We start from the raw sequence: 26,227 nt of genomic DNA, 5'->3' as shown, positions 1-26,227 counted from the left end.
CAGCTGATCTGGCCCACCCCTCGCGCAAGGCATAATGCCCAGCCCGCAAGCGGAGCTGGATGATGCTGGAAGTGATCGAACGCGAGACCGGACCGAACCCGCAATGGAGCGTGCTGTGGCTGCATGGCCTGGGCGCCGATGGCAGCGATTTCGCCCCGATGGTGCCCGAGCTGGTACGCCCGCACTGGCCTGCGCTGCGCTTCGTGTTCCCGCATGCGCCGATCCGCCCGATCACCATCAACAACGGCGTGCGCATGCGCGGCTGGTACGACATCGTCGGCATGGATTTCGCCCAGCGCGCGGACAAGGCCGGCATCGCCGAATCGGTAGCCCAGGTCGAAGCCCTGATCGCCCATGAGCAGGGTCGCGGCATCCCGCCGGAGCGCATCCTGCTGGCCGGCTTCTCGCAAGGCGGCGCGGTGACCCTGGCCGTTGGCCTGCAGCGCAGCGTGCCGCTGGCCGGGCTGATCGCCATGTCTACCTATCTACCGGATCCGGCCGCGGCCGCCAGCCAGTTGCAGCCGGCTGCCCTGCGCCAACCGCTGTTCATGGCCCATGGCACGGCCGACCCGGTGGTGCCGTTCGCGGCCGGCCAGGCCAGCATGCAGACCTTGCGCACGCTGGGCTTCGCATTGGATTGGCACACCTACCCGATGGGCCACCAGGTCTGCCTGGAAGAAATTGAGGCCTTGCGCGACTGGATGCAGGCGCGCTTCACCGCTGCCTGAGGCCATGGCCCAGCGCGCACCGCAGATCGCCTGGATGCCGGACCTGTGCCGGCTGCCGCGGTTGGGCGCGATGCTGGGCCTGGCCGAGCTGGTGGTGCTGGTGGTGACCTTGGTCCCCGATGCCGGCGCCGCGCGCAGCATCACGTTGTCGCGGTTCCTCTCCGCCAGCGGCCTGGCGCTGTGGCTGGCGTTGGCGGTCACCGTGCTGCTGTGCGTGTTGCGGCCCACCTTGTCGCGATTGCCGCCACGGCTGGGCGGGCTGAGCGCCTTGCTGATCGCTGCGGTGGTGGCGATGTTCGGTGCCGGCATCGTGCATGGCCTGTATGCGGTGCTCGGGCAGGTACCGCTGGGCGCGCAGGTCGGCTTCTGGCGGTTCACGCTTGGCAGTGCGGCCACGGTGGTGCTGATCACTGCGCTGGCGCTGCGCTACTTCTATGTCAGCGACCGCTGGGAGGCGCAGGTGCAGGCCAACGCGCGCGCCGAGGCCGATGCCCTGCAGGCGCGCATCCGCCCGCACTTCCTGTTCAACAGCATGAACCTCATCGCCAGCCTGCTGCGGCGCGACCCGGTGGTCGCCGAGCAGGCGGTGCTGGACCTGTCGGATCTGTTCCGTGCCGCGCTCGGCGCCGGCGAGGGCGTCTCCACCTTGCGTGCCGAATGCGAACTGGCCGAACGCTATCTGGCAATCGAATCGCTGCGCCTGGGCGAGCGCCTGCAAGTACGCTGGCACCGCCAGGAACCGTTGCCGTGGGAATTGCCGATGCCGCGGCTGGTGCTGCAGCCGCTGGTCGAAAATGCGGTACTGCATGGCGTTTCGCGCATGCCCGAAGGCGGTACGCTGTACCTGTCGCTGCGTCAGCGCGGCAACCAGCTGCAGATCCGCATCGTCAACCCGGCGCCGCAGCCCGGCACCCAGTTGCCGCTGCTGGCCGGCGCCGGGCATGCCCAGGCCAGCATCTCGCACCGGTTGGCGTTCCAGTTCGGCGCCGGGGCACGGATGGCGGCCAGCTGGGCTGAAGGCTACTATGCCTGCGAGATCACATTGCCGCTGCCGTGAGGGGAAAGTCACTGCAGCGAGGGGGAGTCCATGACGGCCACGCAAGTGCGGGTGCTGATCGCCGATGACGAGCCACTGGCGCGCGAGCGCCTGCGCATGCTGCTGGGCGAGCATCCGCAGGTCGAGGTGATCGGCGAGGCCGAAAACGGCCAGCAAGTGCTGCAGCAATGCGAACATCTGCACCCGGACCTGGTGCTGCTGGACATCGCCATGCCCGGCGTCGACGGCCTGGAAACTGCGCGCCTGCTGCGGCAAAGCCAGCCGCCGCCGGCGGTGGTGTTCTGCACCGCCTACGACCAGCATGCCTTGTCGGCGTTCGACGCGGCCGCGCTGGATTACCTGATGAAACCGGTGCGCCCGGAACGCCTGGCGTCTGCACTGGAGAAAGTCGCCACCTTCCTGGCCGGCCGCGTGCCCGGCACCGCGCCCAGGCCGCTGCGCACCCATCTGTGCGCACGCCTGCGCGGCAGCCTGCGGCTGATCGCCATCGGCGACATTCGCTACCTGCAGGCCGAAGAGAAATACGTCATCGTCCATCACACGCGTGGCGAGGACCTGATCGAAGAGTCGCTGAAGTCGCTGGAAGACGAATTCGCCGACCGCCTGGTGCGCATCCATCGCAATTGTCTGGTCGCCCGCGATGAGCTGGTGGAACTGCGCCGCAGCGGCGACGGCCAGGTCCACGCGGTGCTGCGCAACGTGCCGCAGACCCTGGAAGTGAGTCGTCGCTGCGTGGCCAACCTGCGCGATCAATTACGTCAACTGTGAGTTCGGTGCCGGCTCCGCGATAATGCCGGCATGACCACGCTCCGTATCGCCACCCGCAAAAGCCCGCTTGCCCTCTGGCAGAGCGAACACGTCGCCGCCGCGCTGCGTCAGCACCATCCCGGCCTGGAGGTGGTGCTGGTGCCGATGAGCACCCGCGGCGACGAAGTGCTGGACCGTTCGCTCGCGGCGATCGGCGGCAAGGGCCTGTTCCTGAAGGAGCTGGAGTTGGCGATGTTGCGCGGCGAAGCCGATTGCGCCGTGCATTCGCTCAAGGACGTGCCGATGGAACTGGATGCCCCGTTCGTGCTGCCGGCCATCCTGGAGCGTGGCGACCCGGCCGATGCGCTGGTGTCCAATCTCTATGCCAGCCTGCAGGCGCTGCCGCTGGGCGCGCGCGTGGGCACCTCCTCGTTGCGTCGCCAGGCGCAGTTGCGTGCCGCGCGCCCGGACCTGGAATTGATCGACCTGCGCGGCAACGTCAACACGCGGCTGGCCAAGCTCGACAACGGCGGCTACGACGCCATCGTGCTGGCCTGCGCCGGCCTGCAGCGGCTCGGGCTGGAAGCACGCATCAGCGCGCGGCTGGACGCGCCGGAATGGCTGCCCGCACCTGCCCAAGGCGCGGTGGCGGTGGAATGCCGTGGCGACGACGCACGCATCCACAGCCTGCTGGCGGTGCTGGATGCCGATCGCACGCGTGCCTGCGTGGAAGCCGAGCGGGCCATGAATCGCGCCCTGCACGGCAGCTGCCATGTGCCGGTGGCCGCCTTCGCGCGCTGGGAAGGGCAGGACCTGTTCCTGCAGGGCATGGTGGGCAGCGCCAGCGACGGCCGCCTGATCCATGCCGACGCGCATGGCAGCGCCGACGATACCGAAGCGCTTGGCCGCCGCGTTGCGCAAGGACTGTTCGACAAGGGCGCCGCGCAGCTGCTGGCCGAGCTGTAGCGCCGGGTCTGGAACAGCGCGCCTGCTGCCGAAGTCGAGCGCGTGCAGACCCGTCGACCGGAGAAAACCGCCGCTGCGCCCGTAGGATCGAACCCGGTCACGAGCGCCACGCCGGGCGCGCGCAATGCCCGCTCTGCGTAGCAGCGGCCTTGGCCGCGACAGGCTGCACCGGTAACGCCCTCGCGGCCGGGGCCGCTCCTACACGAGCAGCCATCGCGGTCGGGGCCGCTCCTGCACGCGCAATCCGGGCGGCGGTACCTGCATGTCTCGCGGCCAGGGCGCTGTCGTGGAAGCCGGCGTCGCGGCCGCGAGCGAGTGCGGCCGCTTACTTGAACGTGTAGACCAGATTGACCGTAGTCAGCGTGTCGGTCTTCTTGTCGCCGTCGCTGACGTCGCTGTTGTGACGCATCTGCCACGCCGCCTTCAGCGCAAAGTGCGAGTTCATGCTGACCTGCACGCCGAAATCGTTTTGCGCGTAGGTGTTGTACTCGCCCGATTCCACCAGCAGGGTGTTGATCAGATCGGTGTTGTCGGTGACGGTGTACTTCAGGTCGAACAGGCCGCGGCCGATCAGGCCGGTTTCGTTGCGGTCCTCGTCGCTGTTGTGCGCGCGGCGCACACCCGGGCCCACCTGCGCATCCAGGTAGAAGCGGTCGGCGTCGATCAGGCGCGTGCCATAGCCGATACCAAAGGTGGCCAGGCGATCGTAGGTGGCGAAGTCGTCGTGTTCGTAGCGGCCGGTGGCAGTGAGCTGGCGGTGTTCGCCCAGCTGCAGCGCGCTGCCGACGCTGCCGGTGTAGCGCTCGGCTGTGGTCTGGCGCTCGCGCGTGGTGCTGCCGTCGTCGTTGGTGTTGGTGTATTCCGAACTCGACCGCAACGCGGTGGCATCCAGGCTGTGGATCCAGTCGCCATCGGTGTAGCGCAAGCGCACGCGGCCGTTGAGGCTGTCGGTGGTGCTGTTGCCATGCGCCGCTGCGTAGCCGAGCTCGCCGCTGCTGCCGCTCCACGGTGACGGCAGCACCACTGCGGCCGGGTCTGCCGGCGCCGGTGCGACTGCCTGGGCCCAGACGGAGGGCGTGATCAACAACAGCGGCAACAGGGCAGGCAACGGGACACGGCGGGACATGGGCAGCTCGCTTTGGACGGCGGGAGGAGGGGTGGAAGCGATTTCATGATAACGGACTGTGCGGTGACGTCATCGCCAAGTGAATATCCGCTTCATTGCCGGTTGGGACGCTGCAAGCGGCCTGGGGCGATCAGCGCTTCAACTGGGCGCGACGGAGAAGGGCGATCCGGGAGCGGCTGGCGATAGGGCCGGTGTGACCTGCGCAGTCGTTGTCAGGAGAATGAAGGTGGCTCGGGACAGGTGCCTGGCGTGAATCCCAGCGACCTGCCCGGGCGCGCGTGCGCATGCCAGGCGGCCTGAGGATGTCACCAGCACCTCTGGCCCGCTACGCGGCAGGAGCCTCAGCGGCCCGATTGCGTCATTTGCCAGCGCTGCCTGCCAACCAAGGGCCTGCGCGAACGCTCACGCGATGCCGGCGCGGTGGATGCCGCCACCGACCCAACAGACCCGGCAGCTGCGTCGCACATCCCCTGGGCGCTTGCCGCTGTCTACCCGCCGTCACATCGCAATGCTCACCCCGCCGCGCAAAGACTCGGACATAATCGACGCATGGACCGCTACGAACGCATCAACTCCCTGCATCGCTTGCTCAAATCGGCACGCTACCCGGTCACGGTGGCGCGGCTGCAGGATGAGCTGAGCTGTTCCCGTGCAACCGTCTACCGCGATCTGGCGTTTCTGCGCGACGCGCTGATGGCGCCGGTGGAAGGCGATGGCGAATCGGGCTTTCGCTATCTCTCCGGCGAAAGCGACCGCTTCGAATTGCCCGGCCTGTGGCTGAGTTCGGAAGAACTGCACGCGCTGCTGGCCTCGCAACAGCTGCTCGCGCGCACCGGTGGCGGGGTATTGTCCTCGATGCTGGCACCGCTGCAGCAGCGCATCGAAGGACTGCTGGCTGCCCAGGCCGGCGTCTCGCAATGGCCGGTGGATCGGGTGCGGGTCATTCCACACCGTGGCCGCAAGCTGGACGAAGCCAGCTTCCGCACCGTGGCCTCCGGCGTGCTGGAGCGCAAGCAGCTGAGCTTCGATTACCGAGCGCGTTCCACCGACGAATCGACCAAGCGCACGGTGTCGCCGCAACGCATTACCCATTACCGCGACAACTGGTATCTGGACGCGTGGGATCACGGGCGCGACGGCGTACGCAGCTTTGCGGTGGACCGCATCAACCACGCGCGTCTGCTCGATGCGGCGCCGCGCGATGTGCCCGACAGCGAACTGGACGAGCAGCTTGCCGCCAGCTACGGCATTTTTTCCGGGGCGCCCAAGGGGTGGGCGACCATCGTGTTCAGTTCCAAGGCCGCGCGCTGGGTCGCCGACGAACATTGGCATTCCAAGCAGCAGGGCCGCTTTCTGCCCGATGGCCGCTACGAGCTCAAGTTGCCCTACAGCAACTCGCGCGAACTGCTGATGGACGTGCTGCACTACGGCTCGGACGCAGAGATTGTCGAGCCCATGTCGCTGCGCGAGCAGGCCAAGGCGTTGTTGTCGCTGGCGCTGAGCAATTACGACTGAGCCTGGCAGACAGATGACGCAGTGAGCAGGGCCGCGGTCGCGGCAGGCACGTGCACGCGTCTGGAAGACGCATCGGGCCTGGTCGGCGCAGATGCGGTCGGCCAGGCCCAAGGCCTGAATCAAGCCAAGTTGCGAAGCGGGTTCGTCCTTATCACGCGTCAGGCCCCATCCTGCACCGCGAGCATCTGCTGCGGCTCCAAGCCCAAGGAGTGGGAGTCAACCAGATCCTCACCCTGATGCCACTGCTTCTCTAGCCAGGCCTGTCCCCACCGATCCACCTCGTAAACCTCGAATGTGTCGCCGACCATCGAGAAAAGTCGATCTCGTTCCAGCTGCGGCAGGTGGCAGACAGTGGAATGGTGGAGATGCAGGACTTGGACACGCGTGCCGACTCGAACGACTAGGCCTCTGCTGCCAGCGGTCGCCTGTTCCGGCATGGGGCCCCTGGCACCTGCGTTAGCCGCGAAGCGGCGTCGGCCTGGACGCATTGTCAGGCCGCGCGACAGACACGATCACAGGCGCTAGAGCTGCCATAGGCCGTGATCGTTTCCACCGAGCAGGTAGATGGCACATCGACCCCGGCCGGGAAGTTCCATCGGTGGGACTGCGACCGTGCCGCCTGCCTCCACGATGGCCGAAACCGCCGACTCGATGTCTTCGACGCGCCAGTATGGGCGAACAACAGGCCGTTCCGACTCGCGCAAAGGTGCGCGAACACCGACGATGCCGCCGCCCGCCAGGTTTGCGGTGCGGGCGTTGCCCAGTTCGGGCACCGGCTCGCCGAATTGCGCGCCCTGCACCGCATAGGCGGCGCAGACCGCCTCCAGGTCGTGTGTCACGATCTCCAAGTACTGGACCTTCATGCCATACCTCCCGGGGGATGACGTTCGATCGCGCTAACGCTTGTTCGGCACTTCGAAGCCCAGGCGGTCCACCTGCTCGCGCAGCTGCGGCACCCGCTTGAGTTTGTCGGTATAGATGGAATAGTCGTCGCGCATCTTGTTGACCAGCATGCGGTACTGGTCGCGGCTCATGTCCGGCTTGCGCGAGAAGATCCAGGCCAGGTCGCGGCCGGGGTAGGAGATCAGCATCCATGAGCCGTCGGGGGCGATTTCCAGAATGCGCTGCTTGGCCGGGATGACCTTGTAGAACCACACCCGCCAGTCGCGGTTGCCGCTGTCGGCATCCACCGAGGCGCGCGCATTGACTTCCTTTTCCGGCTCGCCGAACCCGTCGCGGTACAGATAGCGCACCGCCACCTTGCCGTCTTCGACCAGGGTGTATTCGTCGCGGCTGGTGACGTGGCCACGCTCGACCGCGTTGGGCATGCGCGCAATCACGTACCAGGTGCCCATGATCTTGGACAAATCGATTGCCGGCTCCGTGGCGGGCGTGTCCTTGGCATGCGCCACGGGCAGGCCGAGGACGAGCAGAAAAGCGAGGGCGATCGTAACGGTCAGGCGCATCGCAACATCACAAAGAGGCAATCGGAGCAGCACACTACCGCATGCAGGGGGCAAGTTCGCGTCAACGGTCGGGCCTGGCATCGGCGGCCGGGGAATCTGCGGCAGACGCCGGGCGGCCGGGGCCGGCTTGCGGGTCTGGATCAGGCGCTGGCGCCGCGGCCGGCTGGCTCCGCCACGTTGCCTCGGCCCTGTGCCGCGTGCGGGTTGCCGGGCGCCGACGTCGCAGGGGGCAGCAGCACGCGTGGAGGCCCGTGACGCGCTTGGGCAGGCGCCCGAACCGCGCCCCGCACATGCCCGCGTCAAGGTCGCAGCCTGTGAGATGGGCTGCGGCAATCCTGCGCGCCTGTTGTGATCCTTCCTGCCACGGAGTGCCGCCATGTCGCATCGCCCTGCTTCCCGTTCCGAACGTCCCGACCCGCGTGTGCTGCGCCCGGTGCGGCAGCTCGCCCTGGCCGGGCTGGCCCTGGTGCTGGTCTGGCCGGCCGCGCGCGGCAGCAGCGAGTGGATCGGCTGGTTGCCGCTGTGGCTGGTCGGCATGCCGATGCTGGCATGGTGGAGCCTGCACCGGTTTGCCCTGCCGTCTTTGGCAGCGCGTGGCGCGCGCCGTGTTGCGCCCCGGCGGCGTGGCCCGCAGGCCCAGCGCCGGCGCACTTCCTCGCGTACGGCGACACAGGCGCGCGCAGCCTGACCTTCGGCAGGGTTGGCCGGCAGGGCGCTGTGCTACGTTCCGGGCATTCGTTTTTCCGGAAACATTCATGCCCAAGTTCGCCTCGATCTGCCTGGTTGCCGGCCTGATCACCGCTGGCGCCGTCTCTGCAGAGGAACCCCCCGTGTCCAACGATCCCTACGCCTGGCTGGAAGATGTCACCGGCGCCAAGCCGCTGGACTGGGTCAAGACCCAGAACGCCAAGACCGAGGCGCGGTTGGCCAGCACGCCGGCGTTCAAGCAGATGGAAACCAGCATCCGCGAAGTGCTGGATTCGGACGCCAAGATTCCCGGCGTGCAGAAGATCGGCGCGTTCTACTACAACTTCTGGAAGGACAAGCAGCACGAGCGCGGCCTGTGGCGGCGCACCACGCTGGACGAGTACCGCAAGGCCTCGCCCAAGTGGGAAACGGTGCTGGACCTGGATGCGCTCAACAAGGCCGAAGGCGAAAACTGGGTGTGGCACGGTGCCGACTGCCTGCGCCCGGACTACCAGCGCTGCCTGATCGCGTTGTCGCGCGGCGGTGCCGATGCCGATGTCACGCGCGAGTTCGATCTGGGCAGCAAGCAATGGGTCAAGGACGGCTTCTTCCGTCCCGAGTCCAAGGGTGGGCTGGGCTGGATCGACCGGGACACTGTCTACGTGTTCACCGATTTCGGCGCCGGCAGCATGACCAGCTCCGGCTACCCGCGCATCGCCAAGCAGTGGAAGCGCGGCACGCCTCTGACTGCCGCGACCGTGGTGTACGAAGGCAAGCCGACCGATATGTACATCGCGGCCATGCATGATGACACGCCCGGATTCGAGCGCGATTTCGTCAGCCGCACGCTCGCCTTCTACAACGACGAGCTGTATCTCAAGGGCGCCGACGGCACGCTGGTCAAGGTGGATGTGCCCAATTCGGCCAGCAAGTCGGTCAAGCGCCAGTGGCTGACGCTGGAGCTGCGCGAACCGTGGACGGTAGGCGGCAAGACCTACAAGCCCGGCACCTTGCTGGCCACGCGTTTCGACGATTTCATGGCAGGCAAACGCAACTTCGACGTGTTGTTCGAGCCCACCGACACCACCTCGCTGGCCGGCATGGCGTGGACCAAGTCGCATCTGGTGTTGAACGTGCTGGAAGACGTCAAGAACCGTCTGAGCGTGATCACACCCTCGCGCGGTGGCTGGAAAAAGAGCGCGTTCGTCGGCGCGCCGAGTTTCGGTACGGTGGATGTCGGCGCGGTGGATAGCGACGACAGCGATGCGTTGTGGCTCACCGTCACCGATTACCTGACCCCCACGACCTTGTCGTGGGTGGACGTGGGCGCTGCGCCGCAGCCGCTCAAGACCATGCCGGCGTTCTTCGAGGCCGGCAAGGACACCATCGAGCAGCACTTCGCCACCAGCAAGGACGGCACGCGCGTGCCGTATTTCCTGGTACGCCCGAAGGCCTTGAAGCTCGACGGCAGCGCGCCGACCTTGCTGTACGGCTACGGCGGTTTCGAAATTTCGATGACGCCCAATTACTCCGGTGGCCTGGGGCGCGCCTGGCTGGAGAAGGGTGGCGTCTACGTGGTGGCCAATATCCGCGGCGGTGGCGAATACGGCCCGCGCTGGCACCAGGCCGCGCTCAAGCAGAATCGCCACAAGGCCTACGAGGACATGGCCGCGGTGGCCAAGGATCTGGTGGCACGCAAGATCACCTCGACCAAGCATCTGGGCGTGCAGGGCGGCAGCAATGGCGGCCTGATGACCGGCAACATGCTCACCCAGTATCCGGAACTGTTCGGCGCGGTGGTGGTGCAGGTGCCGCTGCTGGACATGAAGCGCTACAGTCACCTGCTGGCCGGCGCCTCGTGGATGGCCGAATACGGCAACCCCGACACCGACGACTGGACGTTCATCCAGACCTTCTCGCCTTACCACCTGTTCGATGCCAAGAAGACCTACCCGCCGGTGATCTTCCTGACCTCCACGCGCGACGACCGCGTGCATCCCGGCCACGCCCGCAAGATGGCCGCCAAGATGATCGAGGCCGGCAAGGACGTGACCTATTACGAGAACATCGAAGGTGGCCACGGCGGTGCGGCCAATAACGCGCAGGCCGCGCATATGGCCGCGCTGGCGTACAGCTTCCTGTGGGAGCGGTTGGCCGACTGAGGCTAGGGCTGCGTGTGCAGTGCGTCGCGCAGCACGAGGCCGCTGGCAGTCTGCAGCGGCCTGGCGTCGTTAGGGGCGTGGTTGAAACATGCAGGCCATGGCGTGCCTTATTCCGTCAGGGCGCAGTGGCAGCAGACGTGCCGCTCCCTGGCTGCGTGCTTCTCCCGTCGGGACATTGTCCTCCTTCATGGGAGAGAAGGTGCCCGAAGGGAGGATGAGGATACGCACCACCCACGCAGCTGTTGCATCGTACGGCGGTGAGTGACGCGTGGCAAAAATCACACAGCTACTCAAGCGGCCACGGCTGCGCGCATTGCGAGTGTGGATGCGCAACGTCGGCGCATCCGGCAAACACTTCCAATGCATCGCACTGCGGGCGACTTCGTTCACTACAACCGCTTCAACCCACGCGCAATCCGCTCCACCGCCTGTTCCAGGCGCGGCAGGCTTTGCGTGTAGGCAATGCGTACATGCTGATTGGCGCGGTAGTGGCCGAAATCGATGCCGGGCGTGAACGCAACATGTTCGGTTTCCAAGAAATGCGCGCAAAACGCCTGCGCATCATTTGAAAACCGGCTGATGTCCGCATACAGATAAAACGCGCCTTGCGGTTCGACTGCGATCTCCAACCCCAGCGCGCGCAATGCCGGCAGCAGGTAATCGCGACGCTCCTGGAACTCGGCGCGGCGCGCTTCGAAGAGGGCGATGCTCTCAGGCGTAAAGCAGGCCAGTGCGGCGTGCTGGGCAATGGTCGAGGCGCTGATGTACAGATTCTGCGCGAGCTTTTCCAGTTCCGGCACCGCGTCGGGCGGCGCGATCAGCCAGCCCAGCCGCCACCCGGTCATGCCGAAATACTTGGAAAAACTGTTCAATACGAAGGCGCTGTCGTCCACTTCCAGCACGCTGTGCGCATCCAGGCCGTAGGTCAGGCCGTGGTAGATCTCGTCCACCACCAGGTGGCCGCCGCGCGCATGCAGCGTCTGCGAAAGCGCAGCCAGTTGCGTGCGCGACAGCACGCTGCCGGTGGGGTTCGCCGGCGAGGCGACCAGGGCGCCCACGCTGCCGTCGTTCCAGGCGCTCTCCACCAGCGCAGGGGTCAACTGATAATCGGTGTCCGGGCCGACCGGGACCAATTGCGCGGCGCCCTCGACCAGGCGCAGAAAGTGGCGGTTGCAGGGGTAACCCGGGTCGGCGAGCAACCAATGCTTGCCCGGATCCACCAGCAGGCTGCTGGCCAGCAGCAATGCGCCAGACCCCCCGGGTGTCACCAGAACCCGCTCCGGATCGAGGTGGCAGGCGTAGCGCTGCGCATAGAAGCCGGCAATCGCCTCGCGCAGCGCCGGTAGCCCGCGTGCGGCGGTGTAGCGGGTGTGGCCGGCCGCCAATGCCGCCTGGCCGGCCGCGACGATGGGTGCGGCCGTGGTGAAATCGGGCTCGCCGATTTCCAGGTGGATCACGTCGTGGCCGGCCTGCTCGAGCGCATTGGCGCGTGCCAGCAGCGACATGACATGAAACGGAGCGATGTCCTGGCTGCGGCGGCTATAGCCGCCTGCGTACGGAAGTGAGGAATCCATTGGTTCGATGATAGACCAGCATGACCTGGGACACATGGCGCCCGACAGAAGTCTCTTCCACACTCGGGCACCGGGATGGCATTGCGTTCATCCAATGGATCCCAATCTGATGAAGCCCATCCTCACTCTCCTGATCGCCAGCCTGATGACCACAGTCCCTGCTTTCGCCGCTCTTCCGTCGCCGCCAGACGTTGCCAAGCACCCGCATGTGGTCAAGGCGCCGTTCGGTGCGACCCGCAACGACGACTATTACTGGTTGCGCGACGACAAGCGCCAAGACAAGGCGATGCTGGCGTATCTCAACGCCGAAAATGCCTACACCGACAAGGTGATGGCGCCGCTGAAACCCTTGGAAGAAGCGCTGTATACCGAGATCGTCGGGCGCATCAAACAGGATGATGCCAGCGTGCCGTATCGCGAGCGCGGCTATTGGTATTACACGCGGTTCGAAACCGGCAAGGATTATCCGATCCAGGCGCGCCGCAAGGGCAGCATGGAGGCGCCGGAAGAGATCCTGCTCGACGTCAACCAGATGGCGCAGGGCAAGGGCTACTTCAGCGTGGGCGATGCCGCGGTGAGCCAGGACAATCGCATCCTCGCCTGGGCCGACGATGCCGTTGGCCGCCGTCAATACACCATCCGCTTCAAGAACCTGGAGACCGGCGAACTCTATCCGGACACTGTGGAAGGCGTCTCGGCCAACGTGGTGTGGGCCGACGACAACAAGACGCTGTTCTATATCGAAAACGACCCGGAAACGCTGCTCACCGTGCGCGTGAAAAAGCATGTGCTGGGCACGCCGTCCAGGGACGATGTGCTGGTGTACGAAGAGAAGGACGACAGCTTCTACATGGGCATCGGCCGTACCCGCGACGACAAGTACATCACCATCGAGGTGGAAAGCACGGTCTCTTCGGAAACCCGCTACGCGCTGGCCGCCAAGCCGGACGCCTTCAAGGTGCTGGCCAAGCGCGAGCGCGATGTGGAATACCACGCCGAGCATTTCGATGGCCGCTGGGTGATTCGCACCAATGCCGATGACGCCAGGAACTTCAAGCTGGTCACTGCGCCCACCGATGCGACCACACGCACGCAGTGGACCGACTGGGTGGCGCACGACGACAACGTCTACATCGAAGACTTCGAGTTGTTCGATGGGTTTACCGCCATCGAAGAGCGATCCGGCGGACTGGAGCGTGTGCGCCTTCAATTCAACGGTCCGCACATGGAGGTGGGGGCGCTTGCGGGGGAGCCGCAATACGTCAAGGCCGATGAACCGGCTTATTCGATGGGTCTGTCTGTCAACTCCGAGCCGGATACCGCCTGGCTGCGCTACAGCTACACCTCGCTGACCACGCCGGCGACCACCTACGAGCTCAATACGCAGACCGGCGAGCGCAGGTTGCTCAAGCAGCAACCGGTGATCGGCTACGACGCCAGCAAATACGTGACCGAACGCGTGTGGGTGACGGCGCGCGACGGGGTCAAGGTGCCGGTGTCGCTGGTGTACAAAAAGGGCTTCAAGAAGGACGGCAGCGCAGCGCTGTTTCAGTATGCGTATGGCAGTTACGGCATGTCGATGGACCCGGCATTCAATCTGCCGGCGATCAGCCTGCTGGACCGCGGTGTGGTGTATGCCATCGCACACATCCGCGGCGGCCAGGAAATGGGTCGCCAGTGGTACGACGATGGCAAGTTGCTGCACAAGAAAAACACCTTCAATGACTTTATCGATGTCACCCGCGGTCTGGTCGCCCAGGGATACGCCGCCAAGGACCGCGTTGCCGCATCCGGTGGTAGCGCCGGCGGTCTGCTGATGGGCGCGGTGGCCAATATGGCGCCGCAGGACTATCGCGTGATGGTCGCGCAGGTGCCGTTCGTCGATGTGGTCACCACCATGCTCGACGCCAGCATTCCGCTCACCACCAACGAATACGACGAGTGGGGCAACCCGGAAACCCCGGACTATTACGCGTACATGCTGTCGTACTCGCCATATGACAACGTGCGCGAGCAGGCGTACCCGGCGCTGTTCGTGGGCACCGGATTGTGGGATTCGCAGGTCCAGTATTGGGAGCCGGCCAAGTGGGTGGCCAAGCTGCGCGACGACAACACCGGCACCCAGCCCATCGTGTTCCGCACCAATATGGAAGCCGGGCATGGCGGCAAATCCGGACGCTTCCGCCGCTACCGCGAGCTGGCCGAATCGTATGCGTTCGTGCTGGATCAGCTGGGCGTGAAGTAGCTGGAGGGCCGGGATTGGGGAGTCGGGATTTGGGATTGGTTGGAACAGATGGCGTGGGCTGGAGCTGGCTGCTCGTGGGATGCGAGGGCTAGCCTCTCTCCATGTTCCGCTCCCCGGCCTTCGCTCGTCCTTATCGGCGCGTTGCGTTCGTCGCCTCGCCCCGAACCGAGCCGGGTACCAGTCCGTCGTCGCTGCATATTGGGCTGCGTGTCTGACCGCAGAGAGGCTGGGGGCGCCTTGGCACCTCTGGTGGCCGGCGCGCTGCACACCGCCCGCTGTGGACAGCGCGCCCTCCCGCAGCGACACAATCGCCGCTGCAGGGCCGACTCACCAAACCGCAGCGCTGGCCGTATGATTTGCGCATGACACGACCGACTCGATTCCGCTGGGCCTGGTGGTTGCTGGCCTACGCCAGCCTGGCCACCGGTATCGTCGGGATCTTCGTCCCGGGGCTGCCGACAACGGTCTTCATCCTGATCTCTGCCTGGGCGGCCTCGCACGGGTCCGAACGCCTGCACAACTGGCTGCTGTCGCATCCGCGCTTCGGCCCGGCGATCGTGGAATGGCAGACCTACCGTGCGGTCAGCCGCAAGGCCAAGTGGATGGCGACGCTGACCATGACGGTCTGCGCCGCGATCATGCTGTGGTGCGTGCCGGTGTTCTGGGTCAAGTGCCTGTCGATCGGCAGCATGGTCGTGGTAGCGATCTGGCTGTGGTTGCGTCCCGAGCCGCCGCCGCGCCCGCTGCCCGGCGCGCACTGAACGCAGCGGGCCACCGAGCGCACGGCCATAACGGTGTTCTGGCTATACTTCGGCCTATGAGCATTATGTCCCGACCGTCTGTTCGTCTCGCACTGGTTGGTGCGACCTTTGTCCTGCTTGCCGCCTGCGGCAACAAGGGCCCGCTGGTGATGCCGCAGAAGCCGGTGCCGGTGGAAGCCCAGCCGGTGCCGCAGCCGCAGCCGGCGGATGCGTCGCAACCGCTGGACGAGTCCACGCCTGCGCCGGTGGATGGCGACACCAAGCCTGCATCCACCACCGACCAGCCCGCTAGCAGCGGCAATGAGCGCTGACGGTCGCAGCGGGCGTCTGCGTTTCACCAAAATGCATGGCGCCGGCAACGATTTCGTGGTGCTGGACCTGCGCGACGGTACGCCACCACCGGATGCCGCACTGGCAGCGCAGTTGGCCGACCGTCACTTCGGCGTTGGCTGCGATCAGATCCTGACCATCGAGGCGCCGCGCAGCGACGGCGCCGCGGCAGCCTACGGCATCTGGAATTCCGATGGCTCGGCCGCGCGCCAATGCGGCAATGGCGCACGTTGTGTCGCCGCATGGCTGGTGCGCGACGGCACCGCCCAGGGCGAGCGCTTCATCATCGACAGTCCGGTGACCGCGCACGCGGTCGAGCGCCTCGACGGCGACCGTTACGCGGTGGCGATGGGCGTCCCGCAGTTCGAGCCCACCCAGATTCCGCTGGCCGGGTTTGCCCATGCACGCGACGAATATGCGCTGCCGGTGCACGGCGAGACCGTGCGCTTTGGTGCGGTGTCGATGGGCAACCCGCACGCGGTGGTCGAAGTCGGTCGCGTCGATGCAGCGCCGGTGGAACGCGTGGGCGCGCTGCTGCAGCAGAACGCCGCGTTTCCCGATTCGGTCAATGTGGGTTTCGCGCAGGTGGTCGACCCCGCGCATGTGCGCCTGCGCGTGTTCGAGCGCGGCGTTGGCGAAACGCTGGCCTGTGGGAGTGGCGCCTGTGCGGCTGCGGTGGTGTTGATGCAGCGCGGCCGTGTCGAGCGCGACGTGCAGGTGTCCTTGCCCGGTGGCGAGTTACGCATTCGTTGGCCCGGCGACCAGGAGCAGGTCGTGATGTCCGGCCCGGCTGTGTTCGTCTTCGATGGAGAGTGGAACCGATGAGCGAGAACACGGACAAATTCGGCGCGCACGAAGTGGCCACGTGGCTGCGACGTCACCCCACCTTCCTCAAGCAGTTTCCGGATCTGGCGGTGAGCTTGCTGGTGCCGCGCGATGACGGCCCCACCGCCTCGTTGGCCACCTACCAGCTGGAAGTGCTACGCGACAAGAACCGCGAACTGTCGCGGCGCCTGCACGAGCTGGGCAGCAATGCGCAGGAAAACGAGCGGCTGGCGGTACGCACGCATCAACTCACGCTTGCGTTGATGCGCCAGACCAGCGCGGCCGACACGCTCAAGGCGATGGCCGCCTCGCTGGCAGAAGATTTCAACGGCGAACTGGTGCGGCTGGTGTTGCTCAAACCCATCGATGCGCTGGATGCGGACTGGCTGCAGATCATCGCCATCGACGATGCACGGCTGGCGCCGTTCCGCGATTGCCTGAGCGATGGCGAGCCCATCTGCGGCCGCCTGCAGGCTGAAAAACACGCGCTGCTTTACGGCGCACAGGCGGGGCAGGTGCAATCCACCGCGCTGCTGCCGCTGCCGGGCATCGGCCTGATCGCAGTGGGGAGCAGCGATGCCAACCGGTTCTATCCCGGCATGGGTACGCTGTTCCTGCGCATGATGGGCGAATCGCTGAGCGTGGCGTTGCAACGCTTCGACGTGTGAGGCCGATGGCTGCGTCCATCGACGTTGGCGGCACGGGGTCGTTGGCGATGGCGCTGCTTCGGCAGCGGGGAGGGCGAGGAGGTGCCAGTCGACTATCCGGGTTGTCTGCACCTGCGGGGCGCGCGTTCCGCGCGCATGTGCAGGTGACCGCAGTCGCGCCGCGATATCGGAGGCGCTGACGTGTCATCGGTCGACGAGTTCCTGACATACCTGCAGGTCGAGCGGCAAGTATCGGCGCACACGCTGGACGCGTATCGGCGCGACCTTGCTGCCCTGGTCGTCTGGGCGGCTGAGCAGACGACCGACGATGGCGTGCAGGACGCTGCAGTGCCTGCCGAGACTGCACAGTTCGATACCGCGCACTTGCGGCAATTCGTTGCGGCAGAACATCGGCGCGGGCTGTCGGCAAAGAGCCTGCAGCGCCGTCTGTCGGCATGCCGCAGTTATTACGCCTGGTTGCTCAAGCATGGCCGTATTTCGGCCAGCCCGGCGGCGGCGCTGCGTGCGCCCAAGGCGCCGCGCAAGTTGCCGCAGGTGCTGGACGCCGACGAAGCGGTGCGTCTGGTGGAAGTGCCGACCGATGCGCCACTGGGCCTGCGCGATCGCGCGTTGCTGGAAGTGTTCTACTCGTCCGGGCTGCGCCTGAGCGAGTTATGCGCATTACGCTGGCGCGACCTGGACCTGGACAGCGGCCTGGTGATGGTACTCGGCAAAGGCAGCAAGCAGCGCCTGGTGCCGGTGGGCTCGCACGCGATCGCCGCCTTGCGCGAATGGCGGCGCGACAGTGGTGCAAGCGCCGACAGCCACGTCTTCCCTGGCCGTGCCGGCGGTGCGATTTCGCAACGTGCAGTGCAGATCCGCATCAAGCAACTTGCCGTGCGCCAGGGCATGTTCAAGGACGTGCATCCGCATATGCTGCGGCACAGTTTCGCCAGTCATATCCTGGAATCGTCCGGCGATCTGCGCGGCGTGCAGGAGTTGCTGGGCCATTCGGACATTGCCACCACCCAGATCTACACGCATCTGGATTTCCAACACTTGGCCAAGGTCTACGATGCCGCGCATCCGCGTGCCAGGCGCAAGAAAGCTGCAGAGTGAGCGCTAAGCTGTAAGCGACCGGCAGCCGGCGTCATCGACTCCTGCAGTTCACTGCCGCAGGTCGGTCTGCATGTCGCGTGCAACGTGTTGCTGTCTCGCAAGTGAGCGCTGCCACACCAACCTGCGGCGACTGGTCGCAGCGTGCTTGAACCCGGCAGGGGCGTCCCCACCTCCTTGGAAACCCCCGGAGGATCCATGGACCCTAGCCAGAACCCCAACATCGTTCACGCCACCACCATCATTTCGGTTCGACGTGGTGGGCATGTCGCCGTTGCCGGCGATGGCCAGGTCACCCTTGGCCATACGGTCATGAAGGGCAATGCGCGCAAGGTACGTCGGCTCGGGCGCGAGGGTCAGGTGCTGGCCGGTTTCGCTGGCGCGGCAGCCGATGCGTTCACCCTGTTCGAATTGTTCGAAGCCAAGCTCGACAAGCACGGCCAGCTGACGCGCGCTGCCGTGGAACTGGCCAAGGATTGGCGCACCGAGCGCCGGCTGGGCAAGCTCGAAGCGCTGCTGGCCGTGGCCGACAAAGAGACCTCGCTGATCATCAGCGGCACCGGCGATGTGATCGAACCGGAAGACGGCATCATCGCCATCGGCTCGGGTGGCTCGTACGCCTTGTCGGCAGCGCGCGCGCTGCTGGCGCACACGCAACTGGATGCCAAGACCATTGCCGCCGAAGCGATCAATATCGCCGGCGATATCTGCATCTATACCAATCGCAACGTGGTGGTCGAAGAGCTGTGATTCGGGATTCGGGATTGGGGATTCGCAAAAGCGCTCCTTTCCCTGCACCTGGACATGCCTCGATCGTTCCTACTCCGCTCTTACGAATCCCCAATCCCCAATGCCAAATCCCGATAGCTCAACCATGACTCCGCGCGAAATCGTGCAGGAGCTCGACCGTCATATCGTTGGCCAGCACGACGCCAAGCGCGCGGTTGCCATCGCGCTGCGTAACCGCTGGCGCCGCATGCAGTTGCCGGAAGAACTGCGCAACGAAGTGATGCCCAAGAACATCCTGATGATCGGCCCTACCGGTGTGGGCAAGACCGAGATCGCACGGCGCCTGGCGACACTGGCCAACGCGCCGTTCGTCAAGGTCGAAGCCACGCGCTTCACCGAAGTGGGGTATGTGGGCAAGGATGTGGAGCAGATCATCCGCGACCTGGCCGATACCGCCGTCAAGCTGTATCGCGAGCAGGCCAAGGTGCGCGTGCGCAACCAGGCCGAAGAGCGTGCCGAAGACCGCATCCTGGACGCATTGCTGCCACGTCGCGCGACCGGTATTGGGTTTGATCCGGAAGCGGCGCGCAACGAGCCCTCCTCGCAGGACAACGACACCCGCATCAAGTTCCGTCGCATGCTGCGCAACGGCGAGCTGGACGAGCGCGAGATCGAACTGGAAGTGGCGGTGAACGCCAGCATGGACATCATGACCCCGCCGGGCATGGAAGAAATGGGCCAGCAACTGCGCCAGATGTTTTCCAATCTGGGCAGCGGCAAATCCCAGAAGCGCAAGCTCACCATCAAGGCAGCGCGCCCGCTGTTGATCGAAGAAGAAGCGGGCAAATTGGTCAACGAAGACGATGTGCGCACCGCGGCCATCGAAGCGTGCGAGCAGCATGGCATCGTGTTCATCGATGAGATCGACAAGGTGGCCAAGCGCGGCGAAGCCGGCTCCGGCGGTGGCGATGTCAGTCGCGAAGGCGTGCAGCGCGATCTGTTGCCGCTGGTGGAAGGCTCCAACGTGTCCACCAAGTACGGCACGGTCAAGACCGACCACATCCTGTTCATTGCATCAGGCGCGTTTCACCTGGCCAAGCCCAGCGATCTGATCCCGGAGCTGCAGGGCCGCTTCCCGATCCGCGTGGAATTGACCGCGCTGACCAAGGCCGATTTCGTCCGCATCCTCACCGAACCCAAGGCCGCCTTGATCAAGCAGTACGAAGCCTTGTTGCAGACCGAAGGTGTGGCGTTGACGTTTGCCTCTGACGCGGTGGACCGGCTTGCCGAGATTGCCGCGCAGGTCAACGAGCGCCAGGAGAATATCGGCGCCCGTCGCCTGCATACGGTGTTGGAGCGTTTGCTCGATGTGTTGAGCTACGAAGCGCCGGATCGCGATGGGCAGAGCGTGACCGTGGACGCCGCCTATGTGGATGCGCAGCTGGGTGAGCTGGTGCAGGATCCGGATCTGAGCCGCTACATCCTCTGACAACGTTGCACGGCAACCTGCGCGTGGGATGGAACAGACCCGCCAATGGCGGGTCTTTTTATTTGCAGCATGCACGACGGACGAGACGGGCTTTGGCATTGAGCGGCATTGTGATATCGGGCAATGCATCCCCGCTGCGCAGCGGCATTGCCCGCGGCCTGTGATGGTGCGGCAATGCCATGGTGCTTTAGCTGACCTCAGGCCTCGCCGATATCTTCGTTCCACACATCCGGGTTGGCGGAAATATAGCCACCGAGCAGATCGATGCATTCCTGGCTCTGCAGATCGATCACGTTGATGCCGTGCTCGCGCAACCACACGATGCCGCCCTGGAACGTGACCGATTCGCCGACCACCACGGTGCCGATGTTGAACTGGCGCACCAGCCCGCTGCAGTACCAGCACGGCGCCAGCGTGGTGACCATGATGGTGTCCTTGTAGCGGCGCTGGCGGCCGGCCTTGCGAAACGCGTCGGTCTCGCCGTGTACCGAGGGGTCGTTTTCCTGCACGCGGCGGTTATGGCCGCAGCCAAGTAGGCGCCCGTCGTTGTGATACAGCGCCGCGCCGATCGGGATGCCGCCTTCGGCCAGGCCCTGGCGGGCCTCGGCAATGGCGGTGTCCAGCAACGCGCGGTAGTCGGGAGTGGTGATCATGCGAACTCCAAAGGGGCCGCGCCGGCGGGGCGCAGCATGTCGAGATGGGGAATGCCGTCTTCCAGGTACTGTGCGGAAGCAGGGGCAAACCCGTGCGCCGCGTAGAACGATTGCAGGTGCGCCTGCGCACCGAGCTGGATCGCGCGACCCGGCCACTGCGTGTGCACCAACCCGATGCCTTCGCGCAACAGCGCGTGCGCCAGTCCAGTGCCACGAAATGCAGCAGCGACGACCACACGGCCGATGCTCGGCTCGGAATAACTCAAGCCTGGGGGCAGCACGCGCAGGTAGGCGGCCAACGCAGCGTCATTGGCGGTACCCAGCACATGCAGCATGGCGGGATCGGTATCTTTGCCATCCAGTTCCGGATAGGCGCATTGCTGTTCCACCACAAACACATCCGTGCGCAGCCTTAGCAGCGCATACAGCTGCATGGTGCTCAGTTGCGCAAACCGCAGGTGCTGCCAGTGCAGGGAAGGAAGGGGCATGGTGGGCATCACTGCATGATAGCGGCTGTGCCGCGTTTGAGCTGCGAAATCATGCCTGTATGGGGTATTGGCCGACCCGCCTGCGTGCGTGCGTGCGACGGCATTGCTGCCCACGCTCGGGTGCAGGTTGTGCCTAGTCGACCGCGCTGTCGGTCTCGACGGCCACCACCACCGACATGCCCGGCCGCAGCCGCGTCGCCAGCGGCTGGTCCGGGTCGACGCTGATGCGCAGCGGAATGCGCTGGGCAATCTTGACGAAGTTGCCGGTGGCGTTATCGGCCGGCAGCACGCTGAACTCCGAGCCGGCAGCCGGCGAAATGTCCTGCACGCGTCCATGCAGACGCGCATTGTCCAGCGCATCCACGGTGAAGCTGGCGCGCTGGCCGATCCGGATCCTGGCCATCTGGGTTTCCTTGAAATTGGCCACGATCCACAGCGTGTCCGGCACCAGCGACATCAGCTGCGTGCCGTTGGTGACGTAGGCGCCCTGGCGCACGCCAAGCTGACCGAGCTGGCCATCGCGCGGGGCCAGGATGCGTGTGTTGTCCAGGTTGATCTGTGCCAGCTGCACGGCGGCCTGCGCATTGGCAACCGCGGCTTCCAACGCGGCGCGGTTGACGCTCACGCTGCGCGCGTTTTCTTCGGCGGCCTGCACTGCGGCACGTGCCTGCGCCACGCCGGCCTCGGCCTGCGCGCGCGCGGCGAATGCGGTGTCGCGATCCTGCTCGGAGACCAGCTGCTGGCTGGCCAGCTGCTGCGTACGTGCATAGGCCGAACGGGTACGGTCGCGTTGTGCCTGGTTGCTGCTCAGCGCCGCGCTTTGCTCGGCAATCGTCGCTTCGGCGCTATGGCGTTGTTGATCCCAGTTGGCGAGGTTGGCCTGCGCGGTCTGCACTTGCGCCTTGGCCTGTTCGAGTTGCTGGGCATAGATGCGGTCGTCGATGCGTGCCAGCAGCTGGCCGCGCTTGACGTGCGCAAAGTCCTGCACCGGCACCTGCGTGACATAGCCGCTCACCTGCGGCGCAATCACGGTGATCTGACCGTGCACCATCGCATTTTCGGTGCGTTCGATCGCACTGGCGAACGGCGGCAACCGCCAGGCATACAGCACCAGCGCCACGCCGATCAGCGCAAGTCCGCCGAAGCCGACGATGCCGGCGAGACGGCGGCGCCGACGACGTTGCCGGTCGGCAGGCGGTGAGGAATCTGCTGGTGTATTCATGGGCGCGCAGTGGGAACAGGAGGGGAGGGCGATACCGAGGGGCGCAGATAGCGGCGCCACACCAGCACCGACAGGATCCACAGGCCGGTGGCGATGGCGATGCAGCCGATCAACAGGAACACATCGTTGTACGCCAGCACATTGGCCTCGCGCGTGGCGACCGTGCCTAGCGTGCGCACGCCTTGGGCCTGACGCAGTGCCGGGTCGCCGATGCTGCGGCCATACAGGCTCGCGTAGGCCTGCACGCGCGCGGCCACTTGTGGGTCGGTCAGCACCAGATGTTCCACCAACTGGCTGGAGTGGTATTTCTCGCGCACCACCTGCACGGTGCCGAGCAGGGCGCTGCCGAGCAGGCCGCCCATGTTTTGCGCCATGCCGAACAGCACGATGAAACTGATCAGGTTGCCCGGCTGCGCGATCACCCGGCCGATGCCGGCCACCATCGCCGGGCCGATGAAGAACGTGCTGCCGAAGGCGAGCAGGAACTGGCTCGCATACATCTGCTCGGGGCGGGTGAGGCTGGTGGCATCGGCATCCATGAAGCAGCCGGTACAGATGGCCGCCACTGCGATGATCAGATGTTCGGCAACCCGCGCCGGGTTGATCAGCCACGCGCTGGCCGCCACGCCGACCACCGCGCCCAGCAGCATCAGCGCGAACAGGGTCTGCAGTTGCGTGTTGGCCAGGCCCAGCGTCTGGAAGAAGCCGATGGCGCCGGTGCTTTGTTCGGACAGCACCAGCCGGATCAACAGGATCGCCAGCCCCAGCCGCAACATGTCCGCACTGGCCAGCCAGCGCGTGTTGATCATCGGGTTGCGGCGGTTGTGTTCGATCCAGGCCGCCGTGCACAGCAGCACGATGGAGGCGGCCAGCACCACGCCCAGCCACGGCGTACTGGTCCACCACAGCAAGCGCCCGAGCGAGAGCACCGCGGCCAGGCCGGCGGCGCCTGCGGCGAACAGACTGAAGGTGAGGAAATCCAGCGGCTCGAACACGCGATAGCGATCGCTCGGCGGCAACTTCAGCGCTAGCACGCAGGCCAGCGCGAACACCGCCAGCCCGCACTCGAACAGGTACAGGCCTTGCCACTCGCCAAATTCCAGCAGGTCGGTGGAGAACACCCGCGCCAGCGGCAACGCCAGTTGGGTCATGCCCAGGCCCAGCACCACGGCCTTGAGCCGGTATTTCGTTGGAAATGCCTGGATCACGTAGTACAGGCCCAGCGAGCTGAGGGCGGCGCCCACCAAGCCATGCGCGGCGCGCACGGTGATCGCCGAGCTCAGGTTGTGCACGAACAGGTGCGCGAAGGCGATGAGCGCGTACAGCGCCAGGAAGATTTCGGTGAACCGGCGCAGCCCGAACTGCTGGCGAAACTTCACCAGCAGCAGGTTCGCCGACATGTTGGTCATCACGTAGGCGGCCGGCAGCCAGGCCATTTCGGTGGCATAGGCGCCCAAGGTGCCTTGCAGATAGGTCAGGTTGGCGGTGACCAGGGCATTGCTCAGCCCGCCGGTGAGCGCCACCACCACGCCCACCAGGCCGTACTGGATCCGCCGCCGGGTAGGGTGCAGGGGGGTGGAGGCCGACCCCGGCAGGGTGGGCCGCTCATGGGGCTGCCAGTCGCGCTGGACGTACTTGTCGCGCACTGAATGCTCGCAGGGCCGGTCGCAGGTGAAAACGCGATTGTGGTCCGGTTGCGGTCATGGTGGCGTCAGCGGTGCGATAATCCGCCCATGAGCGAATCCCCCTATACCTCCGGTACTACCCATTTCGGCTTTCGCGATGTCGCTGCCAAGGACAAGCAGAAGCTGGTCGGTGAAGTGTTCACCTCGGTCGCCCGCAATTACGACCTGATGAACGATCTGATGAGCCTGGGCGTGCACCGCGCATGGAAACGCTACTTCGTGGCGACCGCGCAGGTGAAGCCAGGCGACCGCGTGCTGGATCTGGCCGGCGGCACCGGCGACATCGCCGTGCTGCTCAAGGAGCGCGTGGGCAACGAGGGCGCCGTGGTGCTGGGCGACATCAACGCCGGCATGCTGTCGGTGGGCCGCGACCGGCTGACCAACCGCGGGCTGGTGTCCGGCTTCGATTACGTGCAATGCAACGCCGAAGCGCTGCCGTTCCCGGACCAGAGTTTCGATCTGGTGACCATCTCCTTCGGTCTGCGCAACGTCACCGACAAGGACGCCGCATTGCGCGAGATGTACCGCGTGTTGAAAGTGGGCGGCCAGGCGCGCGTGCTGGAATTTTCCGAAGTCACCGCCGACTGGTTCAAGCCCATCTACGACTTCCACTCGTTCAAGATCCTGCCCAGGCTGGGCCAGTTGTTCGCGCGCGATGCCGATAGCTACCAGTACCTGGCCGAAAGCATCCGCAAGCATCCGCCGCAGGAATCGCTCAAGGGCATGATGGGCGAGGCCGGGTTTGCGCGTTGCCACTTCAAGAACCTCACCGGCGGCATCGTGGCGATCCACTCCGGCTACAAGATCTAAGCAGGGCGTTTTGAGCCTGCTGGCGTCGGCGCATGTAGCGTGCGCTGGCGCTCGCCCACCGCGTGCATGGGATCGCTTGTTGAGGCGAACCGGTGCCGCACATGTGTACAACCAGCGAAGTTCTGAGACTTCCGTCGCGTTGGCTCCACACGCTCTCGGCGACACTAAGCGCTCTTTTGCCGGAGTGTTGGATGCGCTTGTACGCCGGGCTCTCGCGCGTGTTTCCTCGCTCCTTCAGCGCCAAACTGCTGGCGGTGACCTTTCTGGGCATCCATCTGCCGTTGCTGCTATTGATCGCGTGGTTGGCATCGCAGAGCGAACTGGACGGGCGCCCGCTATGGTCGGTGGTGATCGTGGCATTGCTGGCCACGCTGGCCGGCACGGCGCTGACCTTGGTCGCGCTGTATCGGCTGCTGGCGCCGCTGCGCATCGCCGCCGATGCGCTGGATTCGTATTATGCCGATCAGCGCCTGCCCACGCTTCCGGAACAGGGCGACGACGAATTGGGCCGGCTGTTGCGCGGCATCAACCGCAGCCTGCGTGGCATCGATGCCGGCATGCGCGATCTCAAGAAACACGCCTTGTTCGACCCGCTAACCGAGGCGCTGAACCGGCGCGGTTGCGAACAGGCGATGCGCGATTCGGTGATCGCCTCGCAACGCGAAGGCTGGCCGTTCGTGCTGTTCGTGCTGGACATGGACAACCTCAAGCAGATCAACGACCGTTTCGGCCACCTGGCTGGCGACCGCGTGCTGGTGCGCCTGGTGGACTCTGCCTACGGCTGGTTGGGTGCGCAGGATTGGGTCGGGCGTTGGGGCGGCGACGAATTCCTGATCGGCATCCATGCCAGCGAAGACGAAGCCACGCTCAAGCTCAACCAATGGCTCTCGATGCTCGAGCGCGAGGATGCCGACGATGCGCCGCTGCATGTGAGCGCCGGCAGTGCGGTGTGCGAACAAGGGCTGGATGCCACCGAACTGTATCGCCGCGCCGATGCGGCGATGTATCGCGCCAAGTTCTCCGGTGGCCGGCGTCTGGTGCGCGACGGGCACGACGCTCCGCGCGGCCATCCGGTGATCTGACCTGGGCAAGCCGGTTGCGACACCGCGTGGCAGGTTATCGCGCGTATGGCCACCGATGGCACGGGCAGGCTACGGCGCAGGGCGCTAAAATGCCTAATTCTCCTTGCTGCGGTGCCG

Annotated in this window: 26 protein-coding genes; 17 read left to right on the top strand and 9 right to left on the bottom strand. The window is 65.7% G+C overall.

All coding sequences use genetic code 11. The annotated features are described in order from the left end of the window. Positions 1-59 precede the first annotated feature (59 nt). The 4 genes from J7360_RS11990 to hemC are packed head-to-tail and all read left to right on the top strand — an operon-like array spanning position 60 to position 3,498. Positions 60-728: an alpha/beta hydrolase gene (locus tag J7360_RS11990; RefSeq protein ID WP_057661430.1), complete on the top strand. Its 669-nt coding sequence runs from the start codon at positions 60-62 to the stop codon at positions 726-728. 4 nt (positions 729-732) lie between these two features. Then, a complete protein-coding gene (locus tag J7360_RS11985; protein WP_007965004.1) occupies positions 733-1,785 on the top strand; it encodes a sensor histidine kinase in 1,053 nt (350 codons plus the stop codon). Positions 1,786-1,815: 30 nt separating this feature from the next. Then, positions 1,816-2,553, top strand: a complete 738-nt coding sequence (locus tag J7360_RS11980; protein WP_057661432.1) for a LytTR family DNA-binding domain-containing protein — start codon at positions 1,816-1,818, stop codon at positions 2,551-2,553. A gap of 30 nt (positions 2,554-2,583) precedes the next feature. Further along, positions 2,584-3,498 carry a hydroxymethylbilane synthase gene (gene hemC / locus J7360_RS11975; RefSeq protein WP_057661436.1) on the top strand — a complete coding sequence of 305 codons (915 nt, stop codon included), beginning with the start codon at positions 2,584-2,586 and terminating at the stop codon, positions 3,496-3,498. 325 nt (positions 3,499-3,823) lie between these two features. On the opposite strand, the gene J7360_RS11970 is transcribed toward hemC, so the two are convergent. Further along, positions 3,824-4,624, bottom strand: coding sequence for a DUF481 domain-containing protein (locus J7360_RS11970; RefSeq protein WP_005916853.1), 801 nt, complete (start codon positions 4,622-4,624; stop codon positions 3,824-3,826). Positions 4,625-5,173: 549 nt separating this feature from the next. On the opposite strand from J7360_RS11970, the gene J7360_RS11965 reads away from it, so the two are divergent. Beyond that, positions 5,174-6,139: a YafY family protein gene (locus J7360_RS11965; RefSeq protein WP_005916857.1), complete on the top strand. Its 966-nt coding sequence runs from the start codon at positions 5,174-5,176 to the stop codon at positions 6,137-6,139. Positions 6,140-6,297: 158 nt separating this feature from the next. Here the strand turns inward: J7360_RS11965 and J7360_RS11960 are convergent, their stop codons facing one another. The 3 genes from J7360_RS11960 to J7360_RS11950 all read right to left on the bottom strand — a co-directional run bounded on the left by J7360_RS11960 (position 6,298) and on the right by J7360_RS11950 (position 7,605). Continuing rightward, positions 6,298-6,576: a hypothetical protein gene (locus J7360_RS11960; RefSeq protein WP_057661438.1), complete on the bottom strand. Its 279-nt coding sequence runs from the start codon at positions 6,574-6,576 to the stop codon at positions 6,298-6,300. 84 nt (positions 6,577-6,660) lie between these two features. Further along, positions 6,661-7,002, bottom strand: coding sequence for a hypothetical protein (locus tag J7360_RS11955; protein WP_057661440.1), 342 nt, complete (start codon positions 7,000-7,002; stop codon positions 6,661-6,663). A 33-nt stretch (positions 7,003-7,035) separates the two neighbouring features. Further along, entirely contained in the window at positions 7,036-7,605 is a 570-nt protein-coding gene (locus J7360_RS11950; protein ID WP_017155433.1) for a lipocalin family protein, read from the bottom strand. A gap of 376 nt (positions 7,606-7,981) precedes the next feature. On the opposite strand from J7360_RS11950, the gene J7360_RS11945 reads away from it, so the two are divergent. Together J7360_RS11945 and J7360_RS11940 are read left to right on the top strand one after the other, a co-directional pair. Next, positions 7,982-8,293, top strand: coding sequence for a hypothetical protein (locus tag J7360_RS11945; RefSeq protein WP_057661442.1), 312 nt, complete (start codon positions 7,982-7,984; stop codon positions 8,291-8,293). A gap of 67 nt (positions 8,294-8,360) precedes the next feature. Next, positions 8,361-10,454 (top strand): prolyl oligopeptidase family serine peptidase, encoded by a 2,094-nt coding sequence (locus J7360_RS11940; RefSeq protein WP_007973684.1) that lies wholly within the window; start codon positions 8,361-8,363, stop codon positions 10,452-10,454. Positions 10,455-10,843: 389 nt separating this feature from the next. Here the strand turns inward: J7360_RS11940 and J7360_RS11935 are convergent, their stop codons facing one another. Next, positions 10,844-12,028 carry a pyridoxal phosphate-dependent aminotransferase gene (locus J7360_RS11935; RefSeq protein WP_209033913.1) on the bottom strand — a complete coding sequence of 395 codons (1,185 nt, stop codon included), beginning with the start codon at positions 12,026-12,028 and terminating at the stop codon, positions 10,844-10,846. 109 nt (positions 12,029-12,137) lie between these two features. On the opposite strand from J7360_RS11935, the gene J7360_RS11930 reads away from it, so the two are divergent. From J7360_RS11930 to hslU, 8 genes are all read left to right on the top strand, one after another. Next, entirely contained in the window at positions 12,138-14,273 is a 2,136-nt protein-coding gene (locus J7360_RS11930) for a S9 family peptidase (RefSeq protein WP_057661477.1), read from the top strand. Positions 14,274-14,635: 362 nt separating this feature from the next. Continuing rightward, positions 14,636-15,034 carry a YbaN family protein gene (locus J7360_RS11925; RefSeq protein WP_057661446.1) on the top strand — a complete coding sequence of 133 codons (399 nt, stop codon included), beginning with the start codon at positions 14,636-14,638 and terminating at the stop codon, positions 15,032-15,034. 56 nt (positions 15,035-15,090) lie between these two features. Further along, entirely contained in the window at positions 15,091-15,345 is a 255-nt protein-coding gene (locus J7360_RS11920; protein ID WP_022558202.1) for a lipoprotein, read from the top strand. Further along, positions 15,335-16,189 carry a diaminopimelate epimerase gene (gene dapF / locus J7360_RS11915; RefSeq protein WP_022558203.1) on the top strand — a complete coding sequence of 285 codons (855 nt, stop codon included), beginning with the start codon at positions 15,335-15,337 and terminating at the stop codon, positions 16,187-16,189. Before J7360_RS11920 ends, dapF begins: the two co-directional genes overlap by 11 nt. Then, complete coding sequence (locus tag J7360_RS11910) at positions 16,186-16,857, top strand: DUF484 family protein (RefSeq protein WP_007973676.1); 672 nt, start codon at positions 16,186-16,188, stop codon at positions 16,855-16,857. Before dapF ends, J7360_RS11910 begins: the two co-directional genes overlap by 4 nt. Before the next feature lie 180 nt (positions 16,858-17,037). Continuing rightward, a complete protein-coding gene (gene xerC / locus J7360_RS11905) occupies positions 17,038-17,955 on the top strand; it encodes a tyrosine recombinase XerC (RefSeq protein WP_057661448.1) in 918 nt (305 codons plus the stop codon). Between the two features lie 195 nt (positions 17,956-18,150). Then, positions 18,151-18,702, top strand: a complete 552-nt coding sequence (hslV, locus tag J7360_RS11900) for an ATP-dependent protease subunit HslV (protein ID WP_003482763.1) — start codon at positions 18,151-18,153, stop codon at positions 18,700-18,702. Between the two features lie 100 nt (positions 18,703-18,802). Next, positions 18,803-20,170 (top strand): ATP-dependent protease ATPase subunit HslU, encoded by a 1,368-nt coding sequence (gene hslU / locus J7360_RS11895; RefSeq protein WP_209033911.1) that lies wholly within the window; start codon positions 18,803-18,805, stop codon positions 20,168-20,170. A gap of 197 nt (positions 20,171-20,367) precedes the next feature. Here the strand turns inward: hslU and J7360_RS11890 are convergent, their stop codons facing one another. The 4 genes from J7360_RS11890 to J7360_RS11875 form a co-directional block, all read right to left on the bottom strand. Further along, positions 20,368-20,823, bottom strand: a complete 456-nt coding sequence (locus J7360_RS11890) for a nucleoside deaminase (protein ID WP_209033909.1) — start codon at positions 20,821-20,823, stop codon at positions 20,368-20,370. Continuing rightward, a complete protein-coding gene (locus J7360_RS11885; RefSeq protein WP_057661457.1) occupies positions 20,820-21,320 on the bottom strand; it encodes a GNAT family N-acetyltransferase in 501 nt (166 codons plus the stop codon). Before J7360_RS11885 ends, J7360_RS11890 begins: the two co-directional genes overlap by 4 nt. Before the next feature lie 124 nt (positions 21,321-21,444). Next, positions 21,445-22,533 (bottom strand): HlyD family secretion protein, encoded by a 1,089-nt coding sequence (locus tag J7360_RS11880; protein WP_209033907.1) that lies wholly within the window; start codon positions 22,531-22,533, stop codon positions 21,445-21,447. Further along, positions 22,530-24,179, bottom strand: a complete 1,650-nt coding sequence (locus tag J7360_RS11875; RefSeq protein ID WP_209033905.1) for an MFS transporter — start codon at positions 24,177-24,179, stop codon at positions 22,530-22,532. Before J7360_RS11875 ends, J7360_RS11880 begins: the two co-directional genes overlap by 4 nt. Before the next feature lie 87 nt (positions 24,180-24,266). On the opposite strand from J7360_RS11875, the gene ubiE reads away from it, so the two are divergent. Both ubiE and J7360_RS11865 read left to right on the top strand, forming a co-directional pair. Beyond that, on the top strand, positions 24,267-25,028 hold the full coding sequence (gene ubiE / locus J7360_RS11870) for a bifunctional demethylmenaquinone methyltransferase/2-methoxy-6-polyprenyl-1,4-benzoquinol methylase UbiE (protein WP_003482754.1): 762 nt from the start codon (positions 24,267-24,269) through the stop codon (positions 25,026-25,028). 191 nt (positions 25,029-25,219) lie between these two features. Beyond that, on the top strand, positions 25,220-26,110 hold the full coding sequence (locus J7360_RS11865; RefSeq protein ID WP_039731568.1) for a GGDEF domain-containing protein: 891 nt from the start codon (positions 25,220-25,222) through the stop codon (positions 26,108-26,110). The last annotated feature ends 117 nt before the right edge of the window (positions 26,111-26,227 follow it).

This window comes from Xanthomonas sp. D-99 (assembly GCF_017746145.1).
Taxonomy (GTDB): Bacteria; Pseudomonadota; Gammaproteobacteria; order Xanthomonadales; family Xanthomonadaceae; genus Xanthomonas; species Xanthomonas cissicola.
Note: the sequence above shows the minus strand (reverse complement) of the source record. Positions and strands in the feature narration are given on the sequence as shown.